Origin of the sequence: Salmonella sp. 741265073_HBA, assembly GCF_046569105.1 — a bacterium.
In the GTDB taxonomy this organism is placed as follows: Bacteria; Pseudomonadota; Gammaproteobacteria; order Enterobacterales; family Enterobacteriaceae; genus Salmonella; species Salmonella enterica.
This window is the reverse complement of record NZ_JBKFRY010000005.1, coordinates 72,257-88,226: the sequence shown is the minus strand read 5'-3', so window position 1 is coordinate 88,226 and position 15,970 is coordinate 72,257. Positions and strand designations below refer to the sequence as shown.

The 15,970-nt window shown below is 47.8% G+C and carries 14 protein-coding genes; 3 read left to right on the top strand and 11 right to left on the bottom strand.

Annotated features, from left to right (window positions below; all coding sequences use genetic code 11):
- Nucleotides 1–33 precede the first annotated feature (33 nt).
- The 5 genes from ACLD3P_RS09305 to ripC form a co-directional block, all read right to left on the bottom strand.
- Nucleotides 34–1,176, bottom strand: coding sequence for a Fic family protein (locus tag ACLD3P_RS09305; protein ID WP_001534160.1), 1,143 nt, complete (start codon nt 1,174–1,176; stop codon nt 34–36).
- 612 nt (nt 1,177–1,788) lie between these two features.
- A complete protein-coding gene (locus ACLD3P_RS09300) occupies nt 1,789–2,169 on the bottom strand; it encodes a VOC family protein (protein WP_000582672.1) in 381 nt (126 codons plus the stop codon).
- A gap of 64 nt (nt 2,170–2,233) precedes the next feature.
- Nucleotides 2,234–3,559 carry an itaconate CoA-transferase RipA/Ict gene (gene ripA, locus ACLD3P_RS09295; RefSeq protein WP_077914056.1) on the bottom strand — a complete coding sequence of 442 codons (1,326 nt, stop codon included), beginning with the start codon at nt 3,557–3,559 and terminating at the stop codon, nt 2,234–2,236.
- Between the two features lie 24 nt (nt 3,560–3,583).
- Nucleotides 3,584–4,111: a (R)-specific enoyl-CoA hydratase RipB/Ich gene (ripB, locus tag ACLD3P_RS09290; RefSeq protein ID WP_001094308.1), complete on the bottom strand. Its 528-nt coding sequence runs from the start codon at nt 4,109–4,111 to the stop codon at nt 3,584–3,586.
- Between the two features lie 23 nt (nt 4,112–4,134).
- Nucleotides 4,135–4,977, bottom strand: a complete 843-nt coding sequence (gene ripC / locus ACLD3P_RS09285) for an itaconate degradation C-C-lyase RipC (protein WP_411006281.1) — start codon at nt 4,975–4,977, stop codon at nt 4,135–4,137.
- 91 nt (nt 4,978–5,068) lie between these two features.
- Between ripC and ripR the strand changes: the two genes are divergently transcribed.
- Entirely contained in the window at nt 5,069–5,947 is an 879-nt protein-coding gene (gene ripR / locus ACLD3P_RS09280; protein ID WP_000423176.1) for an itaconate degradation transcriptional regulator RipR, read from the top strand.
- Nucleotides 5,948–5,994: 47 nt separating this feature from the next.
- Here the strand turns inward: ripR and ACLD3P_RS09275 are convergent, their stop codons facing one another.
- Entirely contained in the window at nt 5,995–7,734 is a 1,740-nt protein-coding gene (locus tag ACLD3P_RS09275) for an arylsulfatase (RefSeq protein ID WP_134944545.1), read from the bottom strand.
- A gap of 68 nt (nt 7,735–7,802) precedes the next feature.
- Nucleotides 7,803–8,987, bottom strand: coding sequence for an anaerobic sulfatase maturase (locus tag ACLD3P_RS09270; protein WP_001635564.1), 1,185 nt, complete (start codon nt 8,985–8,987; stop codon nt 7,803–7,805).
- 510 nt (nt 8,988–9,497) lie between these two features.
- On the opposite strand from ACLD3P_RS09270, the gene ACLD3P_RS09265 reads away from it, so the two are divergent.
- Nucleotides 9,498–10,181, top strand: coding sequence for a response regulator transcription factor (locus tag ACLD3P_RS09265; protein WP_411006303.1), 684 nt, complete (start codon nt 9,498–9,500; stop codon nt 10,179–10,181).
- A 104-nt stretch (nt 10,182–10,285) separates the two neighbouring features.
- On the opposite strand, the gene ACLD3P_RS09260 is transcribed toward ACLD3P_RS09265, so the two are convergent.
- From ACLD3P_RS09260 to ACLD3P_RS09245, 4 genes are all read right to left on the bottom strand, one after another.
- Nucleotides 10,286–10,843 carry a DUF3156 family protein gene (locus ACLD3P_RS09260; RefSeq protein WP_000100109.1) on the bottom strand — a complete coding sequence of 186 codons (558 nt, stop codon included), beginning with the start codon at nt 10,841–10,843 and terminating at the stop codon, nt 10,286–10,288.
- On the bottom strand, nt 10,821–12,320 hold the full coding sequence (locus ACLD3P_RS09255; RefSeq protein ID WP_000475960.1) for an APC family permease: 1,500 nt from the start codon (nt 12,318–12,320) through the stop codon (nt 10,821–10,823). The genes ACLD3P_RS09260 and ACLD3P_RS09255 overlap by 23 nt, the downstream gene beginning before the upstream one ends.
- Before the next feature lie 209 nt (nt 12,321–12,529).
- Nucleotides 12,530–12,904: a cupin domain-containing protein gene (locus ACLD3P_RS09250; RefSeq protein ID WP_000542984.1), complete on the bottom strand. Its 375-nt coding sequence runs from the start codon at nt 12,902–12,904 to the stop codon at nt 12,530–12,532.
- A 14-nt stretch (nt 12,905–12,918) separates the two neighbouring features.
- On the bottom strand, nt 12,919–14,220 hold the full coding sequence (locus ACLD3P_RS09245) for an NAD(P)/FAD-dependent oxidoreductase (protein WP_001092825.1): 1,302 nt from the start codon (nt 14,218–14,220) through the stop codon (nt 12,919–12,921).
- A gap of 161 nt (nt 14,221–14,381) precedes the next feature.
- On the opposite strand from ACLD3P_RS09245, the gene ACLD3P_RS09240 reads away from it, so the two are divergent.
- Entirely contained in the window at nt 14,382–15,866 is a 1,485-nt protein-coding gene (locus ACLD3P_RS09240; RefSeq protein WP_411006280.1) for an NAD-dependent phenylacetaldehyde dehydrogenase, read from the top strand.
- Nucleotides 15,867–15,970: the final 104 nt, after the last annotated feature.

Here is a 15,970-nt window from a genome sequence, read left to right as displayed (position 1 = left end):
ACATGAATACCAAAAGATAAACCAGATTGAGGATCACAAATCAGGAATAAACCCTTCTTCCCGCAGCACCTTAATCACCCCACGTATCAGATACGAGTTAGAAAACTTCGCCGTATAGGTACGCGCCCCCTCTTCTACTGGTTGAAGCAATCCCCGCTCAATCAACTTACCAAGCTGATAAGTCACCTGCGTCGGTTTCAGATCAGGCAAAACGGTACGTAGATCGCCCGCTTTGATCGTCCCCAACTCGACGGCGCGTTTCAGTACCTTCGATTCCAGCGGATTTATCAACCCTCGCTCCGACGAAAAATCGATAGCCGGATACAGGATCTTTTCGCTCAGAAAAGCGTGGCTTGTCAGTTGATCGACTTTCTTCAGCTCAGAGGAGATCCCCGAAAGCACATATAAGCACCATTCTTCCAGCCCCTGCTCAGTGCCTTTATCGGCTAACGAAAGCATGGCGTAATAGCGCTCACGATCATTACAGAATACCGCAGTCGGATTGAGAACCCGCCCACCAGCCTGAACATTAAAACCATACTTGATAAGCAACGCATAGGTCAGCAGTCTGACCGTTCGGCCATTACCGTTGCCAAAGGGATGTATCCAGCCAAAGCGGTGGTGCACCAGCGCAATCTTCATCAGATCGTACTTTGGCTTATCGGCACGGTTAATAAAGGCGGTTAGTTCCGCCATATAATCAGCAACGCGAATGTGGTCCGGCGGCAAATGGTCAGACTGAGCAATGCTGACATTATGTTGTCGATATGCGTCGGGCGTTCTGTCGCCTTCCTGTTGCAGCCCGGCTACCGCCAGACTATGCAACTCGCGGATAAAATATTCCGTTATCTCATCACCATCGCTCAGGTATTCGTCGATGTACTCCATCGCGGCTTCAATATTGTTGATTTCTTTGAGCTGATCCGTCGAACTCTGCGTTCCTTCAACCTTGCTTTCAACATAGTCGGCAAGCGTGGTGTGATTTCCCTCAATTCTTGCAGAGCCAAGACTCTCCAGCATGTGGAAAACGGCCTTCAACTGCGCAAATAGGATAGGGTGAACATCGGTTTCCAGCCGCAGGTGCCGGAATAACTCCAGCTCCGTCAGCGCATCGACCAAAGGGGAGTCAAAGCTGGGGTTCAGAAGCGAGAGTTCAAAGTGATTAAATTGAGCCATGATGTTTAGTTATCTCAACTGGTGCATGAAGGCATCTCAAAAGTATAGAAAAAATACTAATAGAATCTATAAATTAGAAAACACACCAATTTTTATTATCTCAAAAACCTTTGTTCCAACATATCAAATGTAAGTTTGAAAGATGTTCAATGCGAAGAGGGATGAAGTTTTGCCTGCGTAATGCAGCATGGATTTTTTAGCGCCGCTATGTGTGGACCCCGAACCATTATGTGTGGAATTCCATCTGCTATATGTGGACCTCAGACCGTTATGTGTGGACCTGACTCCACACATAACGAAGCCCCATTAGCTAAATAACGATTTTTCGTGATAACCATCACAAAAACAAAGTGATTTTTTATGGGGGCCTTCGTGGGGGCGCTATTTGAGAGAAACACCAACAAAACCAATAACAAACAGCATATTAATCGTGGATACGATTCCGAGTCCGCCACCTTTCCTTTTTTACGCTTTCTTATGAATTCCTCGATGTCTTCAAGTCAATAAGTTTGAACATAGACTCTTTCCTGAAATTATTGTCATATGATCTCCATTAGACCAATATAAACAGATGCGTGATCATAATAAAGGCAGTAATAGTAAGTTTTAACATTAAACATACTGCGAAATTTCAATTAAGTTTCCATCAGGGTCTCTGATGTAGATAGACATTATCTCGCCTGTGGCTCCAGTTCTCTCAACCGGGCCTTCAACAATGGGAATGCCTGCCTGTAAGATCTCAGACACAACATCATTTATCGGTGTCGATGTAATAAAACATAAATCGGCAGATCCCGGCGTTGGTCTACTCGCTTTTGGTTCGAACTCCATTTCTTGCTGATGGAGGTTAATTTTTTGCGCTCCAAATATTAACGCTTTTCTATTTTGTTTAAATGTTACCGCAGAAAAACCAAGTACCTCTTCGTAGAATCTTATTGTGGTTGATATATCAGATACCGTTAATACAAGGTGATCAATTCTGTCAATTATCATTTGAATAGACTCATGATGTTTATATTTTGGGGATGCTACATTAAAAAATAGCATTAACCTACTTTTAAATCAGATGCATTTTTTTTGCATCTACTCTAAGTTGCTGCCGAAAATTGGGATGCGCCAATTCAATGATCCTGAGCGCACGCTCGGTTGAAGAGAGCCCCTTCAGGTTTACGGAGCCAAATTCAGTGACTATCCAGTGCGTATCCGTTCGTGGGGTTGTTACAGGCCCCTCAAGGCGGGGAACAATACGAGAAATCGTATCATTCGCGGCCGTTGAGCGTGTCGTAATAATGGAACGACCTCCTTTAGATGCATATGCGCCTCTGACAAAATCCAATTGCCCTCCTGAAGCGCTGTACTGGTGTCCAAGCAAATGTTCAGAGTTACAGGCACCAGTGAGATCGATTTGTAAGGTAGCGTTAATGGAGACAACATTCTCATTTTGCGCAATGATCCCCGGATCGTTAACATAATCGACAGGCCGACTAAAAAAAGAGGGGTTGTCGTTGAGATAGTCATACATATCCTTTTGTCCCATAGCAAAAGTAAATACAGACATTCCCCGGTCGATATTTTTACGCTGGTTGGTAACGACGCCTTGTTGAATCAAACTTACCAACCCCGGATTCAGCGCCTCTGTATGGACCCCCAGATCATTATGTTCCTTGAGCGCATTACAGATGAGCTCCGGTAATGCGCCGATCCCCATCTGGAGACAAGCGCCATCTGGCACAAGAGAGGCGATAATCTGACTGATAGCAATATCTTCAGCTACGGCAGTACGTATTGGTAATTCAATTAAAGGGACATGGTTTTCAACAATGGCGTCAATTTCTGAAATATGGATTGCAGCACCTTCTCCATGAACGCGCGGCATATATTTGTTAACTTCGACAATAAGCTTTTTAGCTGTCCTCGCAATCCGGGTGGAATAATCGTTTCCAGTTCCAAAATTAAAATAGCCATACTTATCCATAGGGGACACGGTGTGAATAAAAGTATCAATACCAATATCATCAGCCAGTAATCGCGTCGCCTGATGAAAATTTGAAGGAACATAGTTAACTATTTTTCGCCCGGAACTCTCAATCCCCTGACGTATTAAAGCCCGTTCAATACCGGTAATAAACATACTGTAGAGATGAATATAGTCACTTAGCTCATAACGGAAAATAGTGTTCCCGGCAATGCTGGCTGTTTCATAACAGTAAACCCGCAGATCGTTGATTTCTCCCCTTTTCGCTCGCTTTGCCAGCGCATTCAGCAAAGCTGGAGGCTCTGCTGCAAACATTCCCATAGAGAGGTGACTGCCGGAGGTAATTAAAGTAACCGCCTCGTCAGGCGTCACGCATTTTTCGGCATACGCTGCATTAACATTCATCATGACTCTAAACCTCAGGGCGATTTCTCAATAAGCGGCGTCTTCTTCAGGCGAACATCCACAGCAATAAACTAACATTGTTCGTTCGAAGCGCATGACCTCTACACCATTCTGGTTAATACCACATGTCCGAACGGTAACGATGCCTTGTCCCGGGCGACTATTTGACAGGCGTTTGCTGAGTACAGTGCTTTCAGCATAAAGTGTATCCCCTGCGAAAACCGGGTGGACGGCTTGTACCTTATCCCAGCCAAGATTGGCCACGACCCTGGCGCTGACAGTACGCACGCTCATACCGGTTAAAAGCGCCAGAGTGAACGTTGAATCAACCAGTAACTTTTTCCATTCCGTTTTGCTGGCGTAAGCCGCATCGAAATGGACCGGCTGCACATTGAGAGTGAGCAGGGTAAACCACACATTATCGGCGTCCAGAACCGTCCGGCCGGGACGATGTTCAAAAACATCACCGGGATGAAAATCCTCCCAGTAAAGACCCGAAATTTCTCGGTAGCGCCCCTCGCTAATGGTTTTATAAGCGGGTAATAACGTGTTCATAATCAATTCCTCTGTTAATAAAATCAGGAAAAGATCCCTGCCCGGGCGAGTAATCTCCGGGCCTGACGGGCAACGGCTGCATCTATCATCATGCCGCTAACGATCCCGACGCCTTTGGCATTCTCTGTCAGTACTGCACGAGCATGATTAATTTCTGCCGTTGTAGGAGTAAATGCGGCGTTGATTACACTAATCTGAGCGGGGTGAATAGCCGATTTTGCAGAAAAACCAAAACTGAGCGCCTGCAGCGTTTCCTCTTTCAGACCTGAAAAATCGCCTATATCAAAGAAGGGAGCATCTATTGCAAGAAGCCCTTTCATAGCGCAGGCAGCCACTATTCTGGCCCGCGCCAGCGCAAGAGGCTCCCAGGCGGGTGTGGCGCCAATGTCAGCCGCCATATCTGCGGCGCCAAACATCAACCCGCAGAGTCTGGGGGTGGCGTCCGCAATAGACTCTACGGCATTAAGCCCGACAACTGACTCAATAATGCCAATAAGGCGAGTATCAGAACCAGCCATCATGATAAGACTATCCACGATTTGCAGGTGCGCGGCTGACTCTGTTTTCGGAAGAATAATGTAATCAGGAAAAAAACGGCATTCCAGTAACATATGCAGGTCTTCAATGCCAGCATGAGTATTCATTCCATTAATTCTTAATGCTATTTTCAGCGATGAGTTTGGTCGGGATGAAAGGAACTGCATCGCAATTTTCCGGGCCTGCGTCTTGTCATTCGGGGTGACGGAATCTTCAAGATCGATAATAGAAATGTCCGCCGCACTTTCAACTGCGTTTATGAAACGTTCTGGTTGAATTGCTGGAGTAAAAAGCCAGCTACGTGTCGGTGTATGAGAAATATCGGGCATATTGCACCTCCTGTTAACCTCACTATGCGCTCGCCGGTTTCATTCTTACAATATATGATAGTGCCATTCTTAATTGCTTTTGGAGATGAGGATGGAACTGCGCCATATTCGCTATTTTCTCGCCGTCGCTGAAGAGCGGCATTTCACGCGGGCTGCGACAAAAGTAGGCATAGGTCAGCCGCCGCTAAGCCAACAGATTAAGGATCTGGAAAGAGAGCTGGGAGCGCAGCTATTCCGGAGAGTGCCTCATGGCGCGGAATTAACCGAGGCTGGAAAAGCATTTTATGATGTTGTTAAAGGGATGCCTGCTACCGCGACAAGAGCCGCGCTGGCGGCGCAGCGTGTTGCCAGGGGGGAGTCGGGCGTGTTAAGGGTAGGTTTTACTGCCTCTGCGGCATTTAACAGTGTGGTGCCCGGCGCAATCCGTACTTTCAAGCGGGCTTATCCTGACGTTCGTTTGCAGCTTGAGGAAGGAAATACAACCCAACTGGCTGATGAATTGAATGAAGGATCGCTGGATGTTGCCTTTCTGAGACCCGGTTTTACAGGCAATGAACGGTTCCAGCTTAGGTTACTGTCTGAAGAGCCGATGGTTATTGTGCTGGCAGAAACGCATCCTGCTGCGGCGTGTAAACAGATTGCACTCTCGATTCTCAAAGATGAGTTTTTTTTACTCTTCCCACGTGAAATCGGCCTGTCGCTTTATGACGCAGTGATCGAGGCCTGCGGTAAAGCGGGCTTTGAACCGAAAATTGGTCAACTCGTGCCGCAAATTTCGTCAGTCATTAACCTTGTGTCGGCAGAGATGGGTGTGTCGATGGTTCCAGATTCAATGAGACAGGTTAATGTCAAGGGAGTAGTATACCGCCCCGTTGCAGACCAGATGCCCGTCGCAAAGCTGGCTCTGGCATACCGGCGCGGCGATACATCGCCAACGCTGAGAAACTTCATCCTGAAAGTCACTGGCTGAATGCGGTTATGTGAGCGTTGAATAATCATTTGAAACGTAACCAATAATTATTGGTCCGATTTTGTGTCTAAAGGAATCGCTAACGGAGCAGGAACTGGCTGCAATGTCTGTGGATCGACAGCCAGATAACGCCCGGTTTTACTGTCGATACCCACATAATCGATAAGCTTGCCTTTGGCATAAAGCACCATTGTCTGTTTTGCAAATGCCTCATATGCACTGCTCAGTATTTTCACTTTATCCACATAATCTGCTGCGAGATTATGCGTTTCCAGGGGGTCTCGTTGCAGGTTGAATAATTCCCATGGCGCATTACCCGCCTGTGGGAATACTGTGACAAGACGACGCAATTTCCATTCCCCATCTATCCAGGCCGCCTGATTATGGAGTTCAACACCATATTGTGTGCGAGGCGCGTGCAGACTTTCACCGGTCAGATAGCGTTTAAAACTCACGCCGATCATTGGCAGTGTCGGTCTTTCAGATAATGATTTACTGACATCAATACCTGCAAATTCATAGAGCGTGGGCGCGACATCATACGCCGCCATTGTGGCGTTATCTATGGTGCCATTATGGATGATACCAGGACCGGAAATCATAAAACTGGTATTAATTCCCCCCTGACCGCTGGTCGTTTTGTGATAGCGACCATAAGGCGCATTGCTGACATCAGCCCAGTGGGGACCATAAGAGATAAATGAATTTTTACGACCAATATTTTCGTAACGATTATCGAATTGCTTCCAAAAATCCGGTTCAGATTCATAGTGAAAGCCCTCTGCCGGATTCACCCCATTATCACTTAAGAAGACCAGAATCGTGTTTTTATCGCGCCCGGTCTTTTTTAACGTCTCAATAACGGTACCAATCTGTGCATCCATATTGGCGATCATAGCAGCGTAAACCTGCATCACCTTCGCCGTATATTTCTGCTGTTCCGGGGTCATCGCCTGCCATTCTTTATCAAGTTCCAGTCCTGGCAGAGGTATATCATCACGCAGGAAACCCAGTTTCTTCAAACGAGCAATACGCTGACGATAGACGTCTGCATAGCCCTGTTCATACTGACTTTTAAAACGACTAATCCATTCATCCGGCGCCTGCAGAGGATCATGTGGCGCAGTAAAGGCCAACCACGCGAAGATAGGTTGTTCCCGTGGCGTCTCGCTGATCCAGCGATTAATCTGGCTGGCATAGGCTTCGCTGGAGTAAAAACTGGAGGGCAGTGAAATGCGCTGATTGTCACGGGTATAATAGGTATGAAATATCTCCACGGTTCCCAGCGGCACGGCATCATCAAAGTGACTGGCGCCTCCCCCCATCAAGGCGAAAGAATGACGAAAGCCCCGATCTTTTGGCGTCGAGCCTGGCGTAAAACCAAGATGCCATTTACCCGCCATCAGCGTATTGTAACCAGCATCTTTAAAGCGTTCAGCCATGGTCGTCACCCGATCAGTCAGGCGCAATTCATAGCCTTCCTTACCTATGGTATTTTCATACCACCACATACCGCCTATACCCGCTTGCTGACTGGTGTTCCCGGTTAATAGCATCGCACGGGCGGGAGCAGACATGGGAGACGTGTAATATTGACTCATCCGCACACCGTTCTCAGCCATCGCCTGCAAATTAGGCGTTGGGATTTCCCCACCGAAGGGAGTGATATCAGAATATCCCATATCATCAGCGATAATCACGATAATATCAGGACGTTCGTTTTGCGTACTGTGCGCCGTACCGGAGAAGATAATGCTGAGTGTGGCAAGTGTTACTTGTTTTTTCACGGCTTATTCCCCATTTCAGACTACGGATGTTGTACAAGAGCGGCGGGCAAATGCGGCAAGAGGGACCATCAGCCCGAAAATCTACCCATAACGTCAGCACGCCAGGCTTTCAGTCCATTCAGATTCCGGGGCCAGGCGCGTAGCGGAGCCAGAATCTCCGTGAAAAAAGAGTAATAGCCGCTACAAAGTCGGTTGTAGCCGGCACTGTTGATATGTGCGGGGCAGCCTCCCTGGCAGACTATTTTCACAGAACACCGTTGACACTCCCGGCGCTGGCTTTTCTTAATACCAAAGGGAAGCCGGGTTGCGGTATCTACGGCTGGCGCTAACGTATTATTAGCAAGCTGTCCCAGGTAATGCTGGCTATTAATCAGATGATCGCAGGCATAGAGTTTGCCGTCCGGCTCCATGACCAGATTCGTTCCGCAGCGGGCGGAATGGACACAGGTGGCGCTGATATGCGTAAAATATTGTGCCCATGCCTGTTCAATGTTGATCACAAAAACCCGTCCCATATCGCCGCGTTTGCGCCATTGACGCCAGATATCAATCATGAAACGCCCCCAGTTATCCGCACTCAATTGGTAATTTTGCTGTAGGGCGTTGCCTTCGTTCATCAGTGGCTGAAATTGCAGATAACGAGCGCCAAGGCTAACAACATGATCGTAGATGGCTGCCGCATGGCGAGCCATGTCATCATGCACGACAATCAGTACGTTAAAATCGACTCGATAGTGTTGTAACAATGTGATTCCCCGCAACACCGCCGGATAACTGGACTCGCCGCGTTTGCCCGGACGATGGTAATTTTGCAAGTCTTCACTGCCCTCAAGACTGATGCCAATAGTAAAATTATTGTCGCGAAACAGACGACACCAGGCATCGTTTAACAACGTCGCGTTCGTTTGCAGACTATTACTGATCGTCACGCCGTCAGGCGCATATCGTTGTTGAAGCGCTATTACCTTTTTATAAAAACCGATTCCGGCTAAAAGCGGTTCACCGCCTTGCCAGACAAAATTAATTTCACGCGCACTGGCAGGTTGCGCCGCAATATAGCGACAAATAAAAACCTCCAGCGTTGATTCATTCATTTTTTCTACGGGCGTTTCGCCCTGTGGGTAATAACAATAACGGCAGGCCAGATTACACGCAGGGCCTATGGGTTTTGCCAGAATATGAAAGGGTATCTGCGCGCGATATTCAGTCATTACGGGGATTTGTTGTTGCCGTAATGTGTTGAGATTCAACATTATTCTGTCCTGTAATTATCATTTCTGATGCGGAGACATGACTCACATTTCGCAATAGCGTCCGTCTGGTGCTGCGGGCAGAATGCCGAAAGCGGGCTGTATCTATTGATACACCGGTTTTCTGCATAGCGCATGACGCTATTGAAACGTTATTTAGCAAATCCTGTCTGAACCAGAAATTAAGTCTCTGTTAACCTGCGCTATTACAGAAAATCATAGAACAGGCATCTCAAAAGAATATCGTCCTGAAGGACGAGAACCCACGGCATTTTCAGGAGATGAGTCAACCGCGACAGAAAAAATTATATTAATAATTTTAAATTATTTTTTAGAAAACCAAACAGGATTTAAATTAAAACTGTTTTATTTCAAATAGTTATAAAAAATACCGTAACACGCGTCACATTATTAACATGTGAATGATTGTGTTAATCAAATGTAAATTGTATGTTTCAACATACCACTATTTTACTGCGTCCCGGCGCGCTCATCCGGATGGAAGGAGATAACATGTCAGCCTTATCAACTACTGGCCATAATGACGGGATCACTCTCCATTGCTTACAGAGCATTGCGCAACTCATTCCTCTGTCGTCGGCGGTTTTTTATCGTGTTAATGCTTATTTAAAGCCGGAAGCCTATGTTTTACATAACATTTCTAATAGCACACACCAACAATATCTGGAGCATTTTCAACCATTAGACCCGCTATCGCCTTCCCGGTTCGGCCAGCAGGTTATTACCGTAGCGACGATGACGCCCGGTATCTGTGCCCGTCATCGCCATTATTATCATGAATTTATGCTACCTAATCATGTGTGCGACATGATTGAGATCTTTATTCGTCGGGGCCATCGTATTATCGCGGGCATTTCATTAATGCGCGATATACCTTTTTCCAGCGAAGAGCGTTTGCGAGCCCAGGCAGTACAACCATTACTGGGACTGGCAATTCATGATTCTCTTCAGGAAGACAACAATCTGGCGTCAATATTGACCGCAAAAGAGCGTGAAATTGTGGGAATGGTCTGCGAAGGGGCCAGTAACAAATTGATTGCCCGTCAGTTGAATATATCTCTCTCAACAGTGAAAACGCATTTACGTAATATTTTTGCTAAAACAGAAGTGATAAATCGCACGGAACTGGTTTCCCGAACCAGAATGTCCTCGATACAACATTCACAGCATATGTGAAAGCGTGCTTTTTACCCCGCGTCAATTGCGGGTCTTTTCCCCATGTGTCATATATGCCTGAATTAATACCACTCTCTGAGCTGATGCCTCAATAAAATGTCATATTATCTGGCGTCGGTATCCTGTTGCAGCCATTGATTCATGGCCTGATTGATCATATTTATCACACTAAGCAGAAGAACACGCTGGTGCCGCTCAAGCCGCAGATAACGGCGCAGCGGCGGCATTTTACAAACCACTTCGCTCGCAGCCCATAGCTCAATGCTGCAATACCATTCCTTATGATGTAAAACCAGCGTGAACCGACGATAATCCAGTTCACTCAGTGCCTGTTGTAAATTGGGGAAACGATTAAGATAGTTAATCAGCCCGGCGGTACTTTTGCTGCCAGTAAAAATGACGGGATAACGTTTCAGCCATCCGGGCTGATGAACGCGAATTTTGCCCTGCAAAGGATAATTGATTGTGCCTTTCACCCTGAATTCACAACTGTGAATACTGGCCATGAATAATCGTTTTTGCTGAACATGGCAGATAACCTGGGTAAATGCATTCAGATGCAGCACGGCGCTATGTTCGGTCAATTTTTCACAACGCCAGCCGCTCAAATCACGTAACACCATGTTCATTAATGTGCTCTTAAACCAGGGGACGGAGGACATCTGGCGTCATCTCTTCATTGTTTCGCTTTTCATAATTGCCCATCGCCCGTTCCACGACCTCTTCTACCGGAAGTGGGAGGAAAGGATTAACCCGTTGCACACATAATGTCCAGAATAAGGCATAGGCGGCAGTCAATCCAAGCATAATACCGAATGGTATAAGTACATCCCGACTGTTCATTCCTGGAGGCGCGATATTAATAATGGCGATAATAATACCCACGCTCGAAATAATCTGAGGTAAGGGAAACCAGGGGGCCCGGTAAGCGCGTGGCAAATCGGGGCGCCGAATACGTAAGATAACGACCGATAACGTTACCAGCAGATAAGCTACTCCCCAGGCGCAGACCGCAGCGAGGATCAGCGGAACAATGTGGTCGATATCACCATTCAGATACCAGGCATGTAAACAGGGAATCGCAACACCGAATGCGATGGCGATGACCGGTGTTTTAAAGCGGGGGTGCAACCAGGTTAGAAACCGCGGCAAAGCGCCGTCCAGCGCCATGCCGTATATAATACGCGGTACTGCCGCCATCAGCGTATTAATTGTCGCACATCCCGCTAACAACAACCCCACGCCCAGCCAGTATTGCCCGACATGTCCCATGACACGATTGGCAAAGGCGGGAATAGCCATCGGCGTATCCAGTAAAAAGATATGGTTTGCCGCATCGACAACCACATTATTTACCTGCCGGTTAATCGCAGCGCCATAGAGGAACATACAACCTGCCACCGCTAAAAGGCCAAGCGCCATCGCTCTGGGAATCGTACGATGCGCTTTTTTAATTTCCGGCGCCATTGGCGTTACCAGTTCACAACCGACGAACATAAACATCGCCATGCCAATATAACCAAACAGGCCAGAAAGATTACTGACATCAAGCGGTGCGCCAAACCACCCAGAATGATGAGTGACCGGGGATAACAGGATCCCGCATAAACCGAAGATGGTCAGGGTAGTCCACATACCGAAAGTAAGAAATACTTCCACCTTGCCAAATACTTCAACACCAATGGCATTCAGTAACCCGAAAACCACTACCATGCCAACGCCAACCATCCAGGTATTGTGCTGCATGGCCACGTGTTCGCTAACAGACTCAAAGTTCACCAGCGCCATGACGCCAGCGAGAATCGTTTCTGCCGTGCCGGCAAAAATGTGTACGATCAGATAAGCGCAAAGCGCACCGGTGATAGCGAAAAAACGCCCCATCCCGCAGGAAATATAGTCGTAGACGGAGCCAGTCGTGGGAATGAGCGTTGCCGCTTCGGCAAAGGTGGTAATCTGCGCTTGCATCATAATAAATGCCAGTAATACCGCAAGAGCAAAGGTATCTCCCCCTGAGCCAAAACCACTGGTCACGGTCAGGATCACCGGGCTTGCCATAATCAGCCCGACGGAGCTGGCAAGCGTCGTGGGGAAACCAATAACGCCACGTTCAAGATGGCTGGCAAGTCTGTTTTTAAACATGGTCAACCTCTTCACTATTATTACAACAATAAATTACCGCTCCGGAATAACGCTTATTTATGGCAGGCAGCGCATCTAACAGGTATCGTCCTGAAGAGGGATAACGGTAAATAACGTTGTGACGCCGTCCCCCGCATGCGCTAATAGCAAGTGGGGAGAGCGCTATTCTCCCCAGTGATGCCAACGCTACTGACGAACAATTAAAGGATTCAACCCTGTTTGTGGCTTTCAACGTTTGCCAGATAATGTTTTACAAAACGGGGCGTTAAAACTTTCCATGCCACTTCGGTTCCCTGTTCAACAAACCAACTATCGCCCGGTGAAAAACGTATCGGTTCCTGACCCGCGACAGTGAGTTCCACTTCCCCTTCCAGCACGGTTGCGTGCTCAGTAAAGGGATAAATCATAGTGAAACCGCCGCGGGTCGATGAAAACAGTCCACAGGTAAATACGTCCTCAGGTTTACCGTAAATCATCGCAACGGCGACCTGGGGATCGCCTTCTGTTGGCAACGCCCCTAACAGGCTGACACTCCCGACTGGCTGTAATTCAGGAACAGGTTGATTGAGTTTAAAAGCGTGCATTAATGTTCTCCTGGTTAATTCCGGCCTTTCCAGAAACCGGCTGTTTGATGTATCAGTTTTCCCGCACTGACCAGCAATAGACGTAGACTGTCGCGACCATAAATTGTCGCGTGGGGAATGCTACTCATCAGACGATACCGCTCGGAACCGCCATTTATTCCTTCGGCCAGGATTTTGCATACAATATGGGAAGGCGTGACGCCAAATCCGGAATAACCCTGAACATAAAAAACATTATTGTGTTCACGAAGCGTGCCAATCTGCGGAAACAGATTCGCGCTACAGGCCATCGGTCCGCCCCAGGCAAAATCGATTTTAACGTCTTTCAAATAAGGGAAGACCTCCGTCAACAGAGTGCGGTTCCAGGCAGCAAAATCGTGCGGGGTATATTCAAGAAACCTTGTGGCGCTGCCAAACAGCAGACGGTTTTCTTTTGTGAGACGGTAGTAATTTATCACCGGGCGGATATCACTAAAAGCCCCGCGCAAGGGACTGATCCGCTCAACAAGCTCGCTGGAGAGAGGTTCTGTAGAGACCTGATAAGAATAAGTAACCAGCGTTTTCTTATAAATTTCTGGTTCCAGATTATTGAGAAAACTATCACAGGCCCACAGCAATTTGGCTGCTTTTACGCTGCCCATCGCAGTACGTACCCGCACAGTTTTACCGTAACTGACCTCAACCACAGGTGAATATTCGAATATCTTCACCCCCAGCGAATTCGCAGCCTGAGCGGAGCCCAGCAATAAATTCAGCGAGTGGACATGCCCTCCCCCCATATGCTTGAGAACACCGCAGTAGACGTCGGAACCGATAACCTGCTGCACGTCTTTACCGGTATAGAGTTCAATATCGTCTTCCGGCGTAGCGGCTTTGAATTCTTTTTCCCATTGTTGCAGCGTTTTTAACTGCCGCTGGTTGTAGGCCAGATAACCATATCCGGGGACAAAATCAGCATCAATATGGTATTTACGAATTCGCTCCCGAATAATGCCTGCGCCGAGGTTCGAGATTTTAAACAGCGTCTCCATTCCCGCTGCGCCTACATATTTTTTAACGGCTTCGATGTCGTGACCTATACCGGCCATTACCTGACCGCCGTTTCGTCCGGTGCCGCCATACCCAAGATGACGGGCTTCCAGAACGACAACATTAGTGATCCCCTGCTCCGCCAGTTCCAGCGCGGTATTGATGCCTGAAAAGCCACCGCCAATGATCACCACATCGGCATCAATATCCTCTTGCAGAGCAGGAAAATGCAACGGGTATTTTTTCGTCGCGCCGTAGTAATTCAACGCATCGATTTTTGTATTCATCGCGTTACCTTGTCATCACGCTTGACTAAGACCGCTATCACAGCACGGTAACGTTTTACAAAATATCGTCCGGAAGAATGACGTTCTTTGGAACGATATTCAGCTCCGAAAAAGTATGTTGGGATGGAAAAACGTACATTCCTGACCTACAGGCACTTCTGATGAGCGATGTGACATTACTTGCCGAAGTAACGACTTTTTTACGCCAACGACACGGACAATTTATTGCAGGTGAACGTCAGGCCGGAAACGGCACGAACTTTTCGGTCACTACCCCAGCCACCGGCAAAATCATCGCCGACGTTGTGTCGGCAACCCCTGCGCAGGCAGAAGAGGCCATGCAGAGCGCCAGACGGGCGTTTGATGTCTGGCGTAAAATGCCAACGTTACAACGCGGCGCATTACTGCTGAAACTGGCTGATACTCTTGCCGCTCATCGTGAAGAGTTAGCTCAACTGGAAAGCGTCTGTTCAGGTAAAACGATTATGCTGTCGCGCGGTCTTGAACTCGATCAGTCAGTGGCCTTCCTGCGTTACTTTGCCGGTTGGGCAGGAAAAATAACCGGTGAAACGCTGAATGTCTCCCTGCCATCAATGGGAGAAGAGAGATACACAGCGTTTACCCAACGCCAACCCATTGGTGTGGTCGTCGGTATTGTGCCGTGGAATTTCTCAATTATGATTGCTATCTGGAAGCTGGCCGCAGCGCTGGTATGTGGCTGCACCATCGTCATTAAACCAAGTGAATATACCCCGCTGACACTGCTGCGAGTCGCTGAACTGGCTAAAGAGGCAGGTTTCCCTGATGGCGTGATTAACGTGGTAAACGGTGCTGGCGGTGAGATAGCGCAACAGCTGATCGCGCATCCAGATTGCGCCAAAGTGAGTTTCACCGGGTCAGTTGCGACAGGTGAGAAAGTCCGGCGTTCGGCAACATCGTCAGGAAAACGCGTTACCCTCGAACTGGGAGGGAAAAATGCGGCGCTGTTTCTCAATGATCTCACGGCACAAGCCATGGTCAACGGTATTCTTGAAGCCGGTTATCTGAATCAAGGACAGATTTGTGCTGCCGCAGAGCGTTTTTATCTGCCCCAGGAAAAACTGGATACGGTCATGACGCTCCTCAGGCAACGGTTATCGGAGATCGTGCCCGGCTCGCCTTTAGATGAAAAAACGGTGATGGGCCCGCTGGCGAATCAGGTTCAGCTTGAAAAAGTGCTGCGTCTGATTCAACGCGCACGGGAAGAAGGGGATACCATTGTTTACGGCGGTGAAACTTTACCCGGCGAAGGGTACTTTTTACAGCCGACAGCGGTAAAAGTGCGTAATAAAAACAGTACGCTGATGCACGAGGAGACCTTTGGCCCTGTCTGTAGCTTTATCGGTTATCAGAATGAAAAAGAGGCGCTTTCGCATATCAACGATTCGCCATTCGGCCTTGCTGCAAGTGTGTGGTCGGAAAATATGTCTAAGGCATTACGCTACGCTGAAGATATTGATGCTGGCATGGTGTGGGTCAATATGCATACCTTCCTCGATCCCGCGGTACCCTTTGGAGGGATGAAAGGATCGGGCATTGGTCGTGAATTTGGCAGCGCGTTTATTGATGACTATACCGAACTTAAATCTGTCATGGTCCGTTATTAACCATCCTGAAAATGATGCAGGCAGATCAACCATACCGAAAGGTGGACTGCCTGCCTGATTATCAGGTTCTTTCGCTGCGTTTTATTGCTTGTGGGTAATGTTAA

What these genes read in the sequence shown, in the direction of transcription:
- ripB (WP_001094308.1), bottom strand. Translation starts at nt 4,111, where the DNA reads ATGAACACGTTATTACCCGCTTATAAAACCATTAGCGAGGGGCGCTAC.
- ACLD3P_RS09250 (WP_000542984.1), bottom strand. Translation starts at nt 12,904, where the DNA reads ATGCACGCTTTTAAACTCAATCAACCTGTTCCTGAATTACAGCCAGTC.
- ACLD3P_RS09265 (WP_411006303.1), top strand. Translation starts at nt 9,498, where the DNA reads ATGTCAGCCTTATCAACTACTGGCCATAATGACGGGATCACTCTCCAT.
- ripC (WP_411006281.1), bottom strand. Translation starts at nt 4,977, where the DNA reads ATGCCCGATATTTCTCATACACCGACACGTAGCTGGCTTTTTACTCCA.
- ACLD3P_RS09245 (WP_001092825.1), bottom strand. Translation starts at nt 14,220, where the DNA reads ATGAATACAAAAATCGATGCGTTGAATTACTACGGCGCGACGAAAAAA.
- ACLD3P_RS09260 (WP_000100109.1), bottom strand. Translation starts at nt 10,843, where the DNA reads ATGTCCTCCGTCCCCTGGTTTAAGAGCACATTAATGAACATGGTGTTA.
- ACLD3P_RS09300 (WP_000582672.1), bottom strand. Translation starts at nt 2,169, where the DNA reads ATGATAATTGACAGAATTGATCACCTTGTATTAACGGTATCTGATATA.
- ACLD3P_RS09305 (WP_001534160.1), bottom strand. Translation starts at nt 1,176, where the DNA reads ATGGCTCAATTTAATCACTTTGAACTCTCGCTTCTGAACCCCAGCTTT.
- ripA (WP_077914056.1), bottom strand. Translation starts at nt 3,559, where the DNA reads ATGATGAATGTTAATGCAGCGTATGCCGAAAAATGCGTGACGCCTGAC.
- ripR (WP_000423176.1), top strand. Translation starts at nt 5,069, where the DNA reads ATGGAACTGCGCCATATTCGCTATTTTCTCGCCGTCGCTGAAGAGCGG.
- ACLD3P_RS09270 (WP_001635564.1), bottom strand. Translation starts at nt 8,987, where the DNA reads ATGTTGAATCTCAACACATTACGGCAACAACAAATCCCCGTAATGACT.
- ACLD3P_RS09255 (WP_000475960.1), bottom strand. Translation starts at nt 12,320, where the DNA reads ATGTTTAAAAACAGACTTGCCAGCCATCTTGAACGTGGCGTTATTGGT.
- ACLD3P_RS09240 (WP_411006280.1), top strand. Translation starts at nt 14,382, where the DNA reads ATGAGCGATGTGACATTACTTGCCGAAGTAACGACTTTTTTACGCCAA.